Origin of the sequence: Haladaptatus paucihalophilus DX253 (assembly GCF_000376445.1) — an archaeon.
Lineage (GTDB): Archaea > Halobacteriota > Halobacteria > Halobacteriales > Haladaptataceae > Haladaptatus > Haladaptatus paucihalophilus.
The window spans coordinates 246,988-262,912 of the sequence record NZ_AQXI01000001.1; the positions used below are offsets into that span (position 1 = coordinate 246,988).

18 protein-coding genes and 1 tRNA gene are annotated in these 15,925 nt (G+C 58.6%); 7 read left to right on the forward strand and 12 right to left on the reverse strand.

Translation table 11 applies throughout. The features are described from left to right. Positions 1-449: 449 nt before the first annotated feature. From B208_RS0101425 to B208_RS0101450, 6 genes are all read left to right on the forward strand, one after another. Positions 450-854, forward strand: coding sequence for a type IV pilin (locus B208_RS0101425; RefSeq protein WP_007978680.1), 405 nt, complete (start codon positions 450-452; stop codon positions 852-854). Between the two features lie 337 nt (positions 855-1,191). Continuing rightward, positions 1,192-1,758, forward strand: coding sequence for a hypoxanthine/guanine phosphoribosyltransferase (hpt, locus tag B208_RS0101430; protein WP_007978682.1), 567 nt, complete (start codon positions 1,192-1,194; stop codon positions 1,756-1,758). Position 1,759: 1 nt separating this feature from the next. Next, positions 1,760-2,101, forward strand: a complete 342-nt coding sequence (locus B208_RS0101435; RefSeq protein WP_007978683.1) for a hypothetical protein — start codon at positions 1,760-1,762, stop codon at positions 2,099-2,101. A 44-nt stretch (positions 2,102-2,145) separates the two neighbouring features. Next, positions 2,146-2,397, forward strand: coding sequence for a hypothetical protein (locus B208_RS0101440; protein WP_007978684.1), 252 nt, complete (start codon positions 2,146-2,148; stop codon positions 2,395-2,397). A gap of 7 nt (positions 2,398-2,404) precedes the next feature. Next, positions 2,405-2,932, forward strand: coding sequence for a hypothetical protein (locus B208_RS0101445; protein WP_007978685.1), 528 nt, complete (start codon positions 2,405-2,407; stop codon positions 2,930-2,932). Positions 2,933-2,938: 6 nt separating this feature from the next. Continuing rightward, positions 2,939-3,151 (forward strand): hypothetical protein, encoded by a 213-nt coding sequence (locus B208_RS0101450; RefSeq protein WP_007978686.1) that lies wholly within the window; start codon positions 2,939-2,941, stop codon positions 3,149-3,151. Here the strand turns inward: B208_RS0101450 and B208_RS0101455 are convergent. The 11 genes from B208_RS0101455 to B208_RS0101505 form a co-directional block, all read right to left on the reverse strand. After that, complete coding sequence (locus B208_RS0101455; RefSeq protein WP_007978687.1) at positions 3,148-3,405, reverse strand: hypothetical protein; 258 nt, start codon at positions 3,403-3,405, stop codon at positions 3,148-3,150. The two genes, B208_RS0101450 and B208_RS0101455, sit on opposite strands and share 4 nt — an antisense overlap. Before the next feature lie 40 nt (positions 3,406-3,445). Then, positions 3,446-3,925 (reverse strand): hypothetical protein, encoded by a 480-nt coding sequence (locus B208_RS0101460; protein ID WP_007978688.1) that lies wholly within the window; start codon positions 3,923-3,925, stop codon positions 3,446-3,448. Beyond that, the gene (locus B208_RS0101465; protein ID WP_232423689.1) at positions 3,922-4,416 is read right to left on the reverse strand and encodes a hypothetical protein; all 495 of its coding nucleotides are present in this window, start codon (positions 4,414-4,416) and stop codon (positions 3,922-3,924) included. Before B208_RS0101465 ends, B208_RS0101460 begins: the two co-directional genes overlap by 4 nt. An 80-nt stretch (positions 4,417-4,496) precedes the next feature. After that, the gene (locus B208_RS0101470; RefSeq protein WP_018128658.1) at positions 4,497-5,864 is read right to left on the reverse strand and encodes an ABC transporter ATP-binding protein; all 1,368 of its coding nucleotides are present in this window, start codon (positions 5,862-5,864) and stop codon (positions 4,497-4,499) included. Continuing rightward, on the reverse strand, positions 5,837-6,985 hold the full coding sequence (locus B208_RS0101475) for an ABC transporter ATP-binding protein (protein WP_232423690.1): 1,149 nt from the start codon (positions 6,983-6,985) through the stop codon (positions 5,837-5,839). Before B208_RS0101475 ends, B208_RS0101470 begins: the two co-directional genes overlap by 28 nt. Before the next feature lie 3 nt (positions 6,986-6,988). Further along, positions 6,989-7,945: an ABC transporter permease gene (locus B208_RS0101480; protein ID WP_073096532.1), complete on the reverse strand. Its 957-nt coding sequence runs from the start codon at positions 7,943-7,945 to the stop codon at positions 6,989-6,991. A 3-nt stretch (positions 7,946-7,948) separates the two neighbouring features. Further along, positions 7,949-8,935 (reverse strand): ABC transporter permease, encoded by a 987-nt coding sequence (locus B208_RS0101485; protein WP_232423691.1) that lies wholly within the window; start codon positions 8,933-8,935, stop codon positions 7,949-7,951. 182 nt (positions 8,936-9,117) lie between these two features. Further along, complete coding sequence (locus tag B208_RS0101490) at positions 9,118-11,169, reverse strand: ABC transporter substrate-binding protein (protein ID WP_081460912.1); 2,052 nt, start codon at positions 11,167-11,169, stop codon at positions 9,118-9,120. A 143-nt stretch (positions 11,170-11,312) separates the two neighbouring features. Then, complete coding sequence (locus B208_RS0101495) at positions 11,313-11,582, reverse strand: hypothetical protein (protein ID WP_007978698.1); 270 nt, start codon at positions 11,580-11,582, stop codon at positions 11,313-11,315. A 53-nt stretch (positions 11,583-11,635) separates the two neighbouring features. Next, the gene (locus tag B208_RS0101500; RefSeq protein ID WP_007978700.1) at positions 11,636-12,319 is read right to left on the reverse strand and encodes a type 1 glutamine amidotransferase domain-containing protein; all 684 of its coding nucleotides are present in this window, start codon (positions 12,317-12,319) and stop codon (positions 11,636-11,638) included. Between the two features lie 191 nt (positions 12,320-12,510). After that, positions 12,511-12,585 (reverse strand) — tRNA-Met (locus B208_RS0101505). A gap of 149 nt (positions 12,586-12,734) precedes the next feature. On the opposite strand from B208_RS0101505, the gene B208_RS0101510 reads away from it, so the two are divergent. Continuing rightward, positions 12,735-15,011: a DUF2298 domain-containing protein gene (locus B208_RS0101510; protein ID WP_007978702.1), complete on the forward strand. Its 2,277-nt coding sequence runs from the start codon at positions 12,735-12,737 to the stop codon at positions 15,009-15,011. On the opposite strand, the gene B208_RS0101515 is transcribed toward B208_RS0101510, so the two are convergent. Then, positions 15,008-15,826 carry a nucleoside phosphorylase gene (locus B208_RS0101515; RefSeq protein WP_007978704.1) on the reverse strand — a complete coding sequence of 273 codons (819 nt, stop codon included), beginning with the start codon at positions 15,824-15,826 and terminating at the stop codon, positions 15,008-15,010. The two genes, B208_RS0101510 and B208_RS0101515, sit on opposite strands and share 4 nt — an antisense overlap. Between the last annotated feature and the right edge of the window lie 99 nt (positions 15,827-15,925).

Here is a 15,925-nt window from a genome sequence, read left to right on the forward strand (position 1 = left end):
ACTCGGAATTGGCGATGGACCTACCTTAACAGTTCTCAAAGCGTGTGGTCCTTGCGGGTATCTCCTTCCGACGCGCCGGGAGGAAACAGGGATTTCGAACCGTGCGGACACGCCCACCATGATGGACGACGCGTTCGAGGTGGGTCGATGTCGTTATCTCCTCCCGAATCGAAAAGTACCACTCAGAAATATATCCCCCAGTCGTTGCTTTCAGACATACATTCAATTTTACGAGAACTATCATAGTCTTTTGAATGGACATATACAGCCATATCTTTATTAGGTAAGAGTAGCAAAGCGTCTTATAACGCGCATACCGTCCGAAAAAAGCAAATAGAAATCAGGTTCGTAACTATCCTGTATCAGACATTTGTGCATAATTATCGGAATGAATATGTACCGAATTGCGTTCGGACGGTGCGACCGCGCGTCGAAGGAGAAACCAAAACATGACACTCAAAGAAACAGTCAGCGCGAAGCTGTCCGAAACACGAGCCGTAAGTCCCGTTATCGGCGTTATCCTCATGGTCGCCATTACGGTCATTCTGGCGGCCGTCATCGGAACGTTCGTGATGGGTCTGGGGAACAACGTGAGCAAGAATGCACAAGCAGGTGTGTCGTTCGACCAGAACGCCACAGCGGTCGATATTCAGTTGACATCGATGGGTAATGTGAACGACGTGTCCAGCTTTTCGCTCAATGCGACTGGTTCTTGTAGTGATATATCTTCTGCATCCTTTAACGATGTGGGAGATATTGTTACTACAACGGGTTGCAGTGCAGGAGACAAAATAACTGTTACCGCAAGTATTGACGGTGAGAAAAACGTCATCGCCACTTACACATCTAACTGAAGGGACTGTTTTCCTTTAGGTTTATTTTTAATTTTGCACATATTGAATAGATTGCCATTTTTGAAAACCTGAAACCCCTCCCGGGGGAAAAGGATGGAAACAAATCGAACCCTGCTGGGGTAGGGTAGGGGTGTTGGCAATCGATTTGTCGCGGGTCTCTCCCACCCGCATTTCTTCGGAGGAGGTACAGTGTAAAAGTTGTACGCCTTATCCGGGGTGAAAGTGAACGAGCGGGACTGAGGGCGTGATACGCCACTGCTAGGAACTGCCACCCATCCCGTCGGACGTTGCGAGCGCGATTCCGGCATCTTTTACTGATGGACTGAATACCCCCATCATGGACCAGTTGAAGGAGTCGCTTTTGGAAGCCCCGATCATCGAGAAAGACGGCTATCATTACTTCGTCCATCCCATCAGCGACGGGATTCCGATGCTCGAACCGACGCTTCTGCGCGAAATCGTCATCAAGATCATCCGCAAGGCTGACTTGGAGAACGTCGATAAAATCGTCACCCCCGCGGCGATGGGGATTCACATCTCGACCGCCGTGTCGCTGATGACCGACATCCCGCTGGTGGTCATCCGCAAGCGTCAGTACGGACTCGACGGGGAAGTCTCGCTGTCCCAGCAGACGGGCTACTCGGAGAACGAGATGTTCATCAACAACGTGGACGAGGGCGACCGCGTGCTGCTGCTGGACGACGTGCTCAGCACGGGCGGAACGATGAAGGCCGTGACTCAGGCACTCGAATACATCGGCGCGGACGTGGTGGACGTGTGTGCCGTCATCAAGAAGGTGGGCGCGAACGAGTTGGACGACACCGACTACCAGGTGAAGACGCTCATCAACGTGGACGTACAGGACGGAGAAGTCGTCATCATCGACGAACACGGCGACGGATAACATGTTCTCCCGCCAGTTCCTCTCGATGGTTTCGTCGACGACGCTCGTGATTGGCGCGTTGCTCGTGGGCGACGCCATCCACGGGTCGGTCGTGCTGGGGGCGTACGGAGTGACGTCGCCCGCGTTCGTCCTTCGGTTACTTCCCGGTCTCGCGTTCATCTGGCTGGGATACACCCTGCGCGAGCACCACGAGGAGTTTCTCAACTCGTACTTCGCGGGGCGGGAGGCGGCGGCGAGACCCGACGACGGTGGAGAGGAGTTCGACGAGCGGATGTCCCCGCTCTCGGACGAGAGCATGGCGAACCTCGAAGCCCGCGAGCGGGAACGAGATAAAAGCGAGTGAACTCATTGCAGAACGTTTATGCTTGTGCCCCATTAGCACAAACCATGGCGTTGAAGACTAGCGTCCCGAAGTCGTTGCGTGGTCCGATTGGGCTGCTGTCGATAATCGTCGCTCTGCTCGGAGCCGTTATCGGCTACATTTTCCTCCTGTTCGGACTATCGCTGTATTTCAAGCTGGTTCCACAGATGAACGATACGATGACGCAGAGCGAATCGCTCGTCGTCATCGTGACCGGTATCGTCGTCTTCGCGGTCGGCTACGCTGGCTGGCGTGGATTCCACTACTTCGCGTACTAACGAACGTATGGATATTCGAAACCATCCTGACGCCCCCGACTTCGAGGACCTCCAAGACCTCCTCATCGAACCCGTTTCGCGGTCCGAAATCGAAGCACGTCGAGACGACGGCGACGTACTCGTCGAGGACAACGTTCGGGAACGAGAGGACCTAAACGTCGTCGCGTACCTCAGCGGCGACCCGGACGCTGCCGAGACCGACAATATCGGCGTTCCGCTGTATCGACTCGTCCAACTGTTCGGCGCACCACAACTGCCCGAACTACAAGCTGGCGAAGATATCAGCGGCCGGACGGATGCTACGTTCAAATATCTCTTTCGGGTGACGCATAAGAGGACGCCCGGTGAACTACCGACGGAGTGGCTCATGACGATTCACGATTCACACGTCAGGTTCGCTGCCAGCGTCGCCGAATGGCGGGATGCGGAGACCGAATTCACCGCCGACTCGAAACTCGCGCTGACGACCTACGCGCTCGCCCTCGAACTCGTCCTCGAACCGGTCGAGTGCGTCTACGAGGGCTTGCGCTTCTGAACCATCATGGACGACCTCGGAAATCGGCTCTTTTACTGGATGTCCGACGAGGCCAACCTATCGTTGCTGTTGTTCCTCGTCGTCGCACTGCTTGGGGGGTCGAGTCTCGTCCTGTTCGTCGTCTCACGTCAGCGGTCGGCAACGCAGTTGGAGTTCGTTCTCCTCGTCTCCGCGATGGTCGTCATGTTCTACATGACGCTTCGCAACAGCACGTTCTAACGGGTCAGAACGTGCATGATTGCGAACACGAGCGCTATCGAGCCGACGAGTAGTCCCGCAAACACCGGAATGATGGCACCGTAGGAGTACAGCCCGTACCAGTGTCCGGCGTACGTTAACACGATGAACGACGGAACGGAGAGGATGAAAAAGAGCGACGAGAGGTAACTGGCTAACGTCGGGTCGTCGCCGTGTTTTGCGAAGGTACCCCGCTCACGAACTGAACGCTCCCGGGTTGGTACGTCTTTCGACACGAACGCACCTACCGATGGACGGGACAAAACCCTCACGGTTTCACGTTGACACGTACGCACCGACCGTCAACGCGGAGAGATACGCACCGAGATACACCGCACCGTAGACGATGATCGCGGCGACAACGGCGGTTCCCGTCAGTTTCGGAAGCAGGATGTCACGAGCACCGGACGTGTACGGTAGAATCCAAAGCGGTGCGACCCACGACCCGACCAAGGTAATAGCCCCGACGAAGAATCCCACGAGTCCGACACGAATGCTTTCGTGCAGATCGTACGCCACGAGATGAGCGAACACGCCCGAGAGGGCGAGCGGGACGAGGACGAACACGGGGTCTATCGAAACCGTCATCATGTCCGCTAAGCTGTACGTGAAGGCGGCCATCCCACCGATGACACCGACGGTCACGCTCTTCCCGAGGAACGCGAGCCGTCGCCGATAGACGCTTCCGTGGCGGCGGTCGGTCGTCCATCCGTTGGTTTCCGTCTCGGAGTTCCCGCCTGTTTCCGTCTCCGTCATCGCTCCGACCCTCCGGTGTTGACCGAGACGTGTATTCCCTTCTCCCCGATTCTCCCACGGAGGTTGCCGGAAAACGTCGCGGAGTCGGAGCGTATCGCTCGTTTCGCTCGTGCAGTGCGGTCGGGATCCAAACCGATTTCGACCTGTAACGTTACCGTCTCCTTCGCGGGAACGGTCGTCTCACCGAACGGTGTCGTCGTCCCGTCCGTCAACTGCGTCTCACCGTCGTAGACGTGTATCAAGCCGCTGTAAAACACGATATCCCGTCGCGTCGGGTTGTGAATGGTGAGCGTCGTCGTGAGGTGCTGTCCACCGTCGGTCACGGTCGCCCCCGATGTCGTTACGTCGACGGAACCGACGTTCATAGCTGCGATGTGTCCTACCATGGTCGGGACGAACAACCACGCCGTAACGAGGGCGGTGAGGAGGACGGCAGCCACGAGGAGGGGCCGCTCCGGTCGAAGCGCGGAACGAGCGTTTGAATTTGACATTAGATAGCACATGGTATGAATGTCATTGCCGTAAGGGTTTCCGTTTCTAACAAAAAAGAGCCGGGACGAGATTCCGAACGTCAGTCCGAGGCGTCCGGTGCAATCGCCTCTCTGTTCGACGGCGACGAATCGTAGAGGTGACACGCGGTCGTCTGCTCTCCGGACTGGCGAAGTTCCGGGGAGCTTCGTTCACAAATCGAGCTGAACTCCCGGTTGAGTTGCTCCATTGCGTCCTCCTCGTTTCCGTCGAGGAGGTCACGCGTGGCCGAACGAAGCGCGTTTTCTGCCTGTTTCGGTATGTCGATCGAATCAACGTCTACCGTTCCCATTCGCTCGCCATCGGCTTGATGCTCTTCGGGAAGTTCGAGCGAGAGACCGGTTTCGAGGACGGCATCGACCGCCGACCGCTGATCCGCGTGACCCTCAGCGATATCCTCGACTTCGAGATCTCCCGTCTGAACGCGGCGTTTGAAGTTGAATCCACGCCGGAACGCATCCTGACTTCCCGACCAGTCCTCGGGCGGGATGATGTTCGCACACCGGGGATGGAATTTGCAACCGGACGGCGGATTCCGCGGGTTTGGAACCTCGCCGGTGACGTTCGCCCGTCGTCGCTGTGCACCCGGTTCGATTTCCGGCACCGCGTCGAACAGCGCCTCCGTGTAGGGGTGTTTCGGGTCGTTCACCACGTCGTCGGTCGGCCCCTGCTCGACGATATTCCCGAGATACATGATGGCGGTGCGGTCACACATGTACCGAATCAGCGAGAGGTCGTGACTGATGAACACGTACGTCAACCCGTACTCGTCCTGCAACTCCTTCATCAGGTTCAACACGCCCGCGCGAATCGACACGTCGAGCATCGAGACGGGCTCGTCACAGACGATAAAGTCGGGGTTCACGACCAGCGCACGTGCGATAGCGACCCGTTGGCGCTCACCGCCGGATAGCTCCTTCGGGAACTCGTTCAGATACGCCTCGGCGGGGGACAGACCAACGTCGTTTAGCACCTGAATGACCTGCTCACGTCGGTCTTGGTAGCCGTCGCCGATGTCGTTTATCTTGAGCGGCTCGACGACCGACTGGAACACCGTCATCCGTGGGTTTAGGCTCTCGAACGGGTCCTGAAAGATCATCTGCACGCGCTGTCGGAACTCCTGTTGGTCCTCACGGAGCAGTTCGGACATGTCGCGTCCGTCGAACAGAATCCTCCCGCTCGTCGGCTCGTACAGTTTGACCAACAGCTTCCCGAGCGTGGTCTTCCCACACCCGGATTCGCCCGCGATACCCATGATATCGCCCTTGTTGATGGTCAGGTCGACGTCCTGAACCGCCCGAACCGGCTGTGCCTCGCGTCCGAGTAGTTGGTCGATTGCGCTCTGCGACAGGTCGAACAACTTCGAGACGTTCTGTATCTCTACTAGTGAGTCTGCGTCGTTTGTTGCCATTTTTCCTCCTTGCGTGCCTCAGTGCGCATCGTTTCGAGTTCGTCAACGCGGTAGCACGCCGACCGGTGAGTGTGCGGCGAACTCGCCTCGGTTCGTTTTCCCGTTTCGGCCTGCTCGGCGTCGTACATCGGCGGGTGGCTCGTATGACACTCGTCCACGACGAACGGACACCGTGGTGCGAACCGACACCCGTCGCTCGGGTCGAGCAGCGTCGGCGGCGACCCGGGAATCGAGATGAGGTTTTGGTCTACCTCTTCGACCGTCGGGAACGAGTTCTTCAGCCCGAGCGTGTACGGGTTCGCCGAATCGACGAGAACGTCCTGCATCGGGCCGCTCTCCATCATCTTCCCGCCGTACATGACCGCGAGTTTGTCGCAAATCTCGGCCATGACGCTGACGTCGTGGCTGACGACGAGAATGGCGACGTCGAACTCCTCTTGGAGTTCCTCTAGCTCCTCCAAGATACGGTCTTGGATGATGACGTCGAGGGCCGTCGTCGGCTCGTCCGCGATGAGCATGTCCGGGTTACACGCCATCGCCATGGCGATGACGGCGCGCTGTTTCATCCCACCGCTGTACTGATGGGCGTAGTCGTCCGCCCGGTCGGGGTCGATACCGACTCGCTCGATGAGGTCGCGTGCACGTTCGTGTGCCTTTTCGGGTGGGGTATCCGGTTCGTGACGCAGGATAGCCTCGACGATCTGATCGCCGACCTTGTACACCGGGTTGAGCGCGTTCATCGCGCTCTGTGGAATCAGCGCGATGTTTCGCCAGCGCACATCCCGGATCTGTTGGTTGTCGAGTTGTGCGAGGTCGGTCATTCCGTCCGCACGCACGGGATACCGGTCGTCGTCGATGATTTCCCGACGTGCGTTGCCGTGTTCGTCCTCCCACTCGGGAAGCGTACCGTCGAACCACACCTCGCCGCTTTCGATGTACCCGTTCGAGTCGAGCAGGTGCATCAGCGACTTCGCCAGCGTGGTCTTCCCACAGCCCGATTCGCCGACGAGACCGTACGTCTCGCCGTGTTCGACACTGAAGCTAACGCCGTCGACAGCGTGAACTTGCTTGTCACCGGCGTCGTAGCGAACACACAAATCGTTTACTTCTAGTAATGACATGGTTTACTCCTGTGGATTAGCGAGGTCCTCCACCGAGAATCCGATGAAGTAGAACGCCGCCGCGATAGAGGTAATCGCCAGCCCCGGCGGGATGAGCCACCACGGTGCGTCGAAGACGTACCCCTTTGATTTGACATTCTGAATCATTATTCCCCACGAGTTGTTCGTGAAGTCGCCCAGACCGAGATACGCGAGCGAGGCCTGTGCGATGATCGCGCCCGCCGCGTCCTGTGCGAGGAAGACGAACGCGAGGGGAATAACGTTCGGAAGGATGTGCCGGAACACGATTCGCGTGTCGCTCGCACCCGCGACTCGTGCCGACTCGACGTACGCCCGTTCCTTGAGCGACAGGGTTTCCCCGCGAATGAGGATGCAGTTGTTGAGCCACGACGTGATCGCGATACCGAGGATGATGTTCGTCTGGCTGACGCCGCGGATAGAAACGAGGACGATGAGGAACGGAAGGAACGGCATTCCGTACATCACGTCCACGATGCGTTGAATGGTCTCGTCGATCCACGTATTCCCGTAAAATCCGCTGATGAGTCCGAGCGGAACGCCGACGAGACTGGAGAGGATTCCGGCCGCAAACCCGATGTAGAGTGCGTCTTTCGCGGCGTACACCAGTAGGGAGAATACCCCGTGACCGGTGCTGTTCGTCCCAAGCGGGATGAAGCCCGGGTCACCGAACGCGGGTGGATGAGGGAACTGTTGGCTCTGCTGGAGCGTCAAGCGGGTGGACGGGTCGTTTCCGACGAAGAGACGCCAAGAGGGATTGTGCGGTGCGAACACCGACGGAAACAGCGCCCAGAGAACGTAGACGACGAGGATGAAGAGCCCGATAACCCCCATCTTGTGGTGGGTATACCGACTCCATCCTCGTTTGAAGCGTTCGATCCGCGGTTCCCATCGCTCTTTGAGCGTGTTCGTTACTGAAGCGTTTTCGGATTGTGTTGACATTCGTTATTCTCCTCCAAACTTGATCCGCGGGTCGAGGAAGGTGTATGCGATGTCCGTGACAAGTCGCATCGTGATTATCATGACGGCGAGCAGGAAGAACGCCGCCTGCGTGATCGGATAATCCTGCGCGAAGACAGCGCTGACCAGCATATCTCCGATACCGGGCCAGCTGAACACCTGCTCGATGATGACGCTGCCGTCCACGAGGAACGCGAGACCGACGATGGCCTGCGTCGCGACCGGAATCAACGCGTTCCGAGCCGCGTGCTTCATCAGTACGGTCCGCTCACTGAGACCCTTCGCCCGTGCGAGGAAGACGTAATCTTCCCCGGTGACGTTGTTCATCGACGGCCGCATGACGAGCATCGACCCGACCCACCCGACGAACGCGATGCTGAATAGCGGAAGCGCGATGTGGTGTAAGATGCTTCCCATCGCCACCATTGGTGTCCAATCTTGTACCCCGAACTGATCGACCATGTACGCGCTCTTCAACCACTGCAGCTTGTAGTCGAACAGCCAGATGAAGAGCCACGAGATCCAGAACGCGGGCATGGAGTACATCGTGAGCCCCGACGTGTAGATGAACTTGTCCTTGTTCGTGCCTCGCCACCAACCCAGATACATGCCGACGAGCGGGCCGACCGTGTACGAGATGACGAATCCCGCACCGAACAGGATGATCGTCCGCGGGAACCGTCGAATGATGATGTCCCAGACCGGAACCTGCTTGGTCGGCGAGCGACCGAAGTTACCGGTTTGGTAGTTTATCATGAAGTCCACGTACTGACGCCACAGCGGTTCGTTGAGTCCCCACTGCTCCTGAAGTCGTGCGATCTGTGCCGGTTTCATCTCAGGCGTGATCATCTGCGAGATGAACGTCCCCGGCATGCTCCGGATGAGCACGAACAAAATCGTCATTATGACGAGCAACGTCAGATAGGAGACTATCAGCCGCTTTGCGAGATAACGGGTGCTAATCCTTGTCATATTTTGTCATCCGTTGATTTCGGTATGCTGTTTACCATATCGTTTACTCTTGCGTATCTATGCCATGCATGGCACACATTCATTATCAATGTAGTGATTCTCGTATCGACTGCGTATCAAATTCAACCACCACTTTCCCGACCTGTACCGCAAAAAACCACCGTCGAGGGTCGAAGACGGGGTTACTTCTTTAGGTTCTCTTTGAGGTAGATGCTACTGTACTCGTAATCCCAGTTTGCGTATCCGGGGTCGACGATGTTCTCGACGAACCCGTCGAACTTCTTCGAGTTAACCGGCCAGCGGTATTTCTCGTAGTCACGAAGCATGTACGGCATGTCGAGGTAGATCTTCTCCATCGCCTTCGCGTACTTCTTCGAACGTTTCTCGGGGTCGGTTTCGCTGTACGCGTCGGAGAGAAGTTTGTCGGAGCTGCCGCCCGAGACGCCGTATCCCGTGGAGTTGTAGGCGAATTTCTCCGTGTCCTCTCCGGCGTTGTCGGAGTGGAAGAACGAGTGAAGCGACGTCCCGTAGGGACTGGTTCCGCCCCAACCCATCGGGTATACGTCGAACTCCTCGGTTTCGTACACCCTTCCGGTCATGGTGTTGAACGCGACGGGTTCGGTCTTGACCGGAATACCGACCCGCTGCATGTTCTCTTTCCACTGTTCGATGGCTTTGGCCTCTTGCGGTTGTTCGTTCGGCGGGTCGATGAAGAGGTTGATAGCGTCGCCGTCCATCATTTCCGGGATGGTCTTTCCATCCACGCGGATCTCCTTGTCCACCTCTACCTTCGCGTTTTTGAGGTTCTTGGACTTGACGGAGCCGAACGTGTAGTTGTACTTCGCCTTCGACTGGCTTGCGTTGACTCCCGAGAACGTCCCCGGGAAGTCCTTCCCGACGTAGGAACCTTTCGAGCCGTCGATAACGCTTCCGCTCGTCAGGAATTTACGAACGCCGGCGACGTCAGGAAGTTTGCCCTTCTTTCCGCGGAAGTCGAACGCGTTCGTTCGCGGGTCCGTGAGGAGTTCGCCGTCGTAGACGGTCTCCGGTCGAACACCTTTGTAACCCGGCGATTGGGCGTAGTCGCCCTTGATAACGTAGCCGCCCTTGAGCGTCTGCACCCAGAACACGTCGTCGTACATGAACGACATCGCCTGTCGGAGCGCCACGTCGTCGAGCGGGGCGCGACGACAGTTGAAACCGTAGTAGGAGAAACCACTGTCGTAGCCTTTTACGAGGCCCTTGTCGTCCGCTTTCTTGACTTTCGCGATTTTCGAAGTCTGAAGGCTTCCGTAGTGGGTATCGACCTTGCCGTTCAGGAACGCTTGCGTGAGTGGCGACGTTCCGCCGTACACCTTGAAGTTCACGCCGTCGAGGAACGGACCGCCGTGGATGAGCGTGTCGTGCTCTTTGATCCAGTCGAGTTTGTTGAGCGCGTAGGTGTTCTCGATGTAATCGCGGCGGAACTTGACCTGCATCGAGGTGTCCGGGTTCCACTGGACGAGTTTACCCGGCCCGGTTCCGACGGGACCTTCTTCGTTTTCCGTCGTCGGGTCGTAGTTCTTGTAATCGACGCCTTCCCACTTGTGCTTGGGAATGATCGGTGGCGCGCCGAGGACGTCCGCGTCCCACGTACCAACCTGTCGAGACAGTTTGAGGTGGAAGTCCCAGTCGTTTTTCGCCTCCTCGATCTTCTCGTAATCGTTCCAAACCGAGTACTGTCCCGGTTCGTTGTCGAGTTGGAACTGGAAGGAGTACAGGATGTCCTCCATCTTGAACTTCTCACCGTCGTTCCACTCGAGGCCGTCCTTTCGGGCGTTGAAGTAAACATCCGGTTTGTCCTTACCGGTGTTTTTAATGGTCCAGTCGGTGAAGACGCTCGGCTTAACCTCGAACGTCACGGGGTCTTGACTGACACCGTAGTTGTAAACCGGGGCGAGAGCGACCGCGGAGTACACGCTGCCTGCCAGCATGATGTTCGGGCTGTCCGGCGCTTCGGCCATCCCGTATCGAAGCGTTCCACCGGGTTCGATGTCGTCAGGGCTGAGCGAGTTCGTACTCGGTGCTTCTGTTGTCGTGTTCTTGTCACCGCCGTCGTCAGACGTCTTCTCGTCGTTCGTGTCACCATTTCCGGAACAGCCAGCAAGGGAGAGAGCAACTGCGCCGGCCCCACTCGCCTTCAGAAAGTTCCTTCGGCTGTCGTCTGCACCACTCGGGTTGCGTCGCCGTGGCATACCAAAGACTTGTAGAAGATGTATTTAAAGTTACTGATTGGCAGAAGGTTTTAGTTTTCCGAGCTTCATAGAGTCTAAAAACGCCGCAAAACTAGCCACTATCTTTCTTGCAAAAGAATCGTTATGGTATTGATCCAACTAGACTAGTCACTTGTCGCTTCCCGAGCGAGCATCCCATAATATATCGTCCCGGCAACTGCCGTCGACCCCAAGAGGAGGTGTGAATCGGACGACAGCATTCCGGGATTGTTCCGCGTCCAAGCGATGCTAAGGCCGGACCAAAGGCTTGCGATGAAGAATCCCGCAGCCAATAACCACAGTCCCGTCGACTTTCGACCGGAACGAAGGGCGACGATAGCAGTTACCATGACGCCACCGGCCATCACCGCCAGTACGCTACGCGTTCCTATCATCTCGTGTCAACTGAGAACGAATCGGGTATAAATCACGCGCTTTCGTCGGGAGATTACTCGATACCGAGCGCGGATAGGAGCGCCACCGCCGCCGCATGCGACGACCCGGGGCCGCGTCCGGTCAACAAGTCGCCGTCGGTTTGCACGCTCGTCTCGGCGTCGAGTTCCGCGTCCCACGTTCCGCCCGTCGCTTTCACTTCGTCCTCGACCCAGTACGGGAGTTTCCGACCGTCGGGCATGCAATCGTCATCGTCCACGATTCCCTCCTCCCATTCGTTCGGGAACCCGGTGACGGAACGTCCGTCCACGAGGAACCCACCGTCGCTGTCGCGGGTGAACGCCAACAATCCGACTGCGTGACAGACGACGAGCGCTTTCTTGTCCCCGGTTTCCACCGCGTCGCGGAGCAATGCCCGGGCGTGCTTGTCCTGATTCACGTCCCACTCCGTTCCGTGCCCGCCGGGGAACACGACGGCGTCGTAGTCGTCGGCGCTCGTCGTCGCCAACGGCACCGGGTTTTGAAGCCGAGGGTCGGATTCGTCCGCTTCACGAACCCGTTCCGCGGTTTCCTCGCCGACGTTTTCCGGGTCGATGGACCGTTCGTCCACGACCGGCTTGCCGCCGCTCGGGGTTGCGACCGTTATTTCGACACCGGCCTCGTCCAGCGTCTGCAGCGGTTCGATACATTCCTCGCCCCAATATCCCTCTTCGCTCACCACGAACAGTGCGGATGGCATGAACGGTATTACCGGAGCCGAACGAATAAGTTGGATGGCACCGGCCGATTTTGAGGGAATCCGGCGAGATTGGCCGATAGCGAACCGCTCAGTCCGAAATAACGAAACTAATCGGAGAAATGACGAACCGGACGGCACTACTGCTGGCCAATACTCAACATCACTACTGTTGTAAACGAGTCGTCTGAAAATAGCGGGAGGTAGATTTGAACTACCGATCTGCGGGTTATGAGCCCGCCGGAATCTCCTGGCTATCCCATCCCGCTACCAGTTTGTACTGCCGTCGCCTAGTTAAGGGTTATGATTCGGCCGCCCTATGTGATTTCGTACCGCGACTACACTCCGAAAAACACATGTTTATCAATGAACAAGACCACAAGAAGTATATCACTGCAGTGCCCGAACTGACTCGGATATGGAGTTCGCGCTCGTTGCGTTCTGGCTAGTCCTCTACTACGTTCTCGCTCTTGCAGGGCTACCGATCACAGCGGCACTCTTTCGACGATTCCCCGACCGGGGTGCGACGTTCGCGCTCCCCGTGAGCCTCTCCGTCGTGACGATTGTGACGTACTGGCTCGGTCAGTTCGTTTTCAGCGGTATCACGGTTCTCGTCGCGGTCGTAGTGCTCGTTTCGCTCTCCGCATTGCTGACACGGCGTGCGGTCGAAATCGACCTGCAGGGATATGCGGAAGCGATGGTGGTGTTCACCGTCGCCTTCTGTTTTCTCGTCGGAGTTCGCGCCATCGACCCGGGAATCATCGCGACCGGCGGCGAGAAGTTCCTCGACTTCGGTCTCTTGCGGTCTATCATGCGAGCGCCCGCGCTCCCCCCCGAAGACATGTGGTTCGCGGGTGAGCCCATTCGGTATTACTACGGCGGCCACCTCATCGCCGCGATTCTGACGAAGCTTTCGGGAACGCCGCCCCGCTACAGCTACAACCTCGCACTCGCGGGATTTTACGGCATGCTCATCACCACCGCCTACGGGTTGGCGGGTGCGATAGCCGAGCGACACGGAACGCCTCGCCGCCTCGCCGCCGCCTCTGCCGCCTTTCTCGTCGGATTCGCCGGAAACCTGTTCACCCCGATGCGCTTGCTCGCGGGGAGTTTCCCCCGCTCGCTCCTCGCCGCCATCGCCAAACCGTTAGAGATGAACCCGTCCGCGGTTCCGCTCGCCCCCACCGACTTCTACTACTGGGAAGCCAGCCGCGTGATGGTCGATACGATAAACGAATTTCCCTTCTTTGCGTACCTGAACGGCGACCTTCACGCCCACATGATGGGACAACCGTTTCTGTTGTTCGTCGCGGCACTCGGCTACGCCGTCTACCGTTCCGACGCCCGATGGCGGCGACTCCTCGTCTTCGGCGTGCTTCCGCCCGTCGTCGCATTCGTGAGCACCATCAGCTTCTGGAGTTTCCCGACCGCGCTCGGGGTCGTCTGGCTCTCGCTCGTGTTCGCGGAAACCCATCCGGCGACCCTCGTTCCGGGCGGTGAACGACTAGTTGCCGTGACCGAACGGTCGCCGTTCGCCGACGAACTCGGCCGTATCGTGATTTCGTTGGTCATCGTCACCACCGTCGGTGGTCTCGCGCTCGTGTGGGCGGCACCGTTCGTCGTCAACGTGCTGTTCGGGACGGCGGGCACGCGCGGTCTCGGCTTCCTCCCCGACCGGAGTAGCGCCGTCGAGTTGCTCATCGTTCACGGCACGTTCCTCGGTCTGTTCGCGCTGTACCTCGCGACCAACACGCGGTGGCGACGTCGGACCGTCACAAGTGCAGGGGCGCTCGTCCTCCTACTCGCCCTCCTGAGTTGGCAAGGAGGCGTCGCAGCCCTGTTGCTGGTCGCACCGCTCCTCGTTGGGGGGTGGCTACTGCTTCGCCTCGACGACGGCTTCGGCTTCGAAACGGTGCTGTTGGTGGCCGGTGCGGGCCTCGTCCTGCTCGTGGAGTTCGTCTACGTGAAGGACAACGCCATCCCCGGCCGGTTCAACACGGTGTTCAAGGTGTACATGCAGGTGTGGGTCCTCTGGGCTGTCGCTGGCGGCGTCGCACTGTCCCGACTGCTCGCGGGTGCCATACCGACCGTCCCCACCGTTCACGAAGAACACGTTCCGCCGTCACTCCGCCAAGGCATCGCACTCGTTGCCGCGCTTCTCGTGCTGTCCACGTCCGTGTATGGCGTGTTCGGCCTCGGCGAGCATATCGCGTCGGATAATCCAGTCCACCGTGCCGACGACCCGACACTCGACGGACTGGCGTTCGTCTCGACGGTCCATCCGGGCGAGGCGGGTGCGATAGAGTGGCTCGACGCGAGGGACGGACGTCCGCACATCGTTTCCGCACCCGGTGACCCCTACGTCTGGGGGAGTCCCGCGTCCTCGCTCACCGGTCTTCCGACCGTCGTCGGGTGGTATCAGGAGCGGATTTACCGCGGTAATTCGGCCTACGCCGAACGAAAACAGGACGTCGAACTGATGTTCAGCCCGAACACGGCGTGGAAAACCCGCGCCGAAAAACTCGAGCGATACGATGTTCGGTACATCTACTACGGCCCGCGGGAGAGAAATCGCTACGGTCGAACGGCGTTCAACCGATTCCCCGGCATCCAGCGAGTGTACCGCTCCGGGTCAGTTTCGATTTACCGCGTCAACCAGACGGTTATCGAAACGCAATTTGACGAAGCGAATTAGTCGAGCGAGAGGCCCGGATGCCAGCGGTCCACACCGGCCTCCGCTTTCATCTCGTCCATTCGGGCTAGTAGTTTCACCGCGAGGCTAGCCGTCTCCGCGGCGCGGTGTTCTCCCTCGGTTCTGAACTCGCCCGTCTCGCGGTTCGCGTACACCGAACAGACGGCACCCGCGCGGAGGCCGTAGACGTTCGCAATCGTCAGAATCGCGCTCGCCTCCATCTCGATGTTCTTGACGTTCGCGGCTTTCAGGTGGGATACCAACTCGTCGCCGCCTTCCGCGAGGAATCCCTCGAAACCGGGGCGACCCTGCCCCGCGTAGAAACTGTCCGCGCTCATCGTGATTCCGGTGTGGTAGTCGTAATCGAGTCGCTCCGCGGCGGCGACCAGCGCCGCGACGACCTCGTAGTCCGCGACCGCCGGGTAATCCTCGCGGACGTACTCGTCGCTCGTCCCTTCCTGTCTAACGCCACCCGTCGTGATTACGAGGTCGCCGACGTCCATCTCCGGTTGAATCGCGCCGCACGACCCGACGCGAATGAACGTATCGGCGCCGATTCGCGCCAGTTCCTCGACGGCGATGGCGGCCGAGGGACTGCCGATACCGGTTGACGTGACGCTGATCGACGTCCCGTCGTAGTCGCCCGTCACGGTCCGGTACTCGCGGTGGAACGCCTTCTCGTCCGCCGAGTCCCAGAACTGCGTTATCTTCTCGACGCGCTCCGGATTGCCAGGGAGAAGAACGGCGTTCGCAACGTCGTTTTCCCCGACTTCGATGTGATACTGCACGTCCGCGTTCGGGTCTTCGCTGTCTTCCATACCACCCACGTTTGGCGCCGCGAAAATAGGTGCTTCGCGTTTCGGGCGGCGAAATTCCCACCGTCCCCCGTTGCCGTCACCCCTCCCATTCCCTTTCCG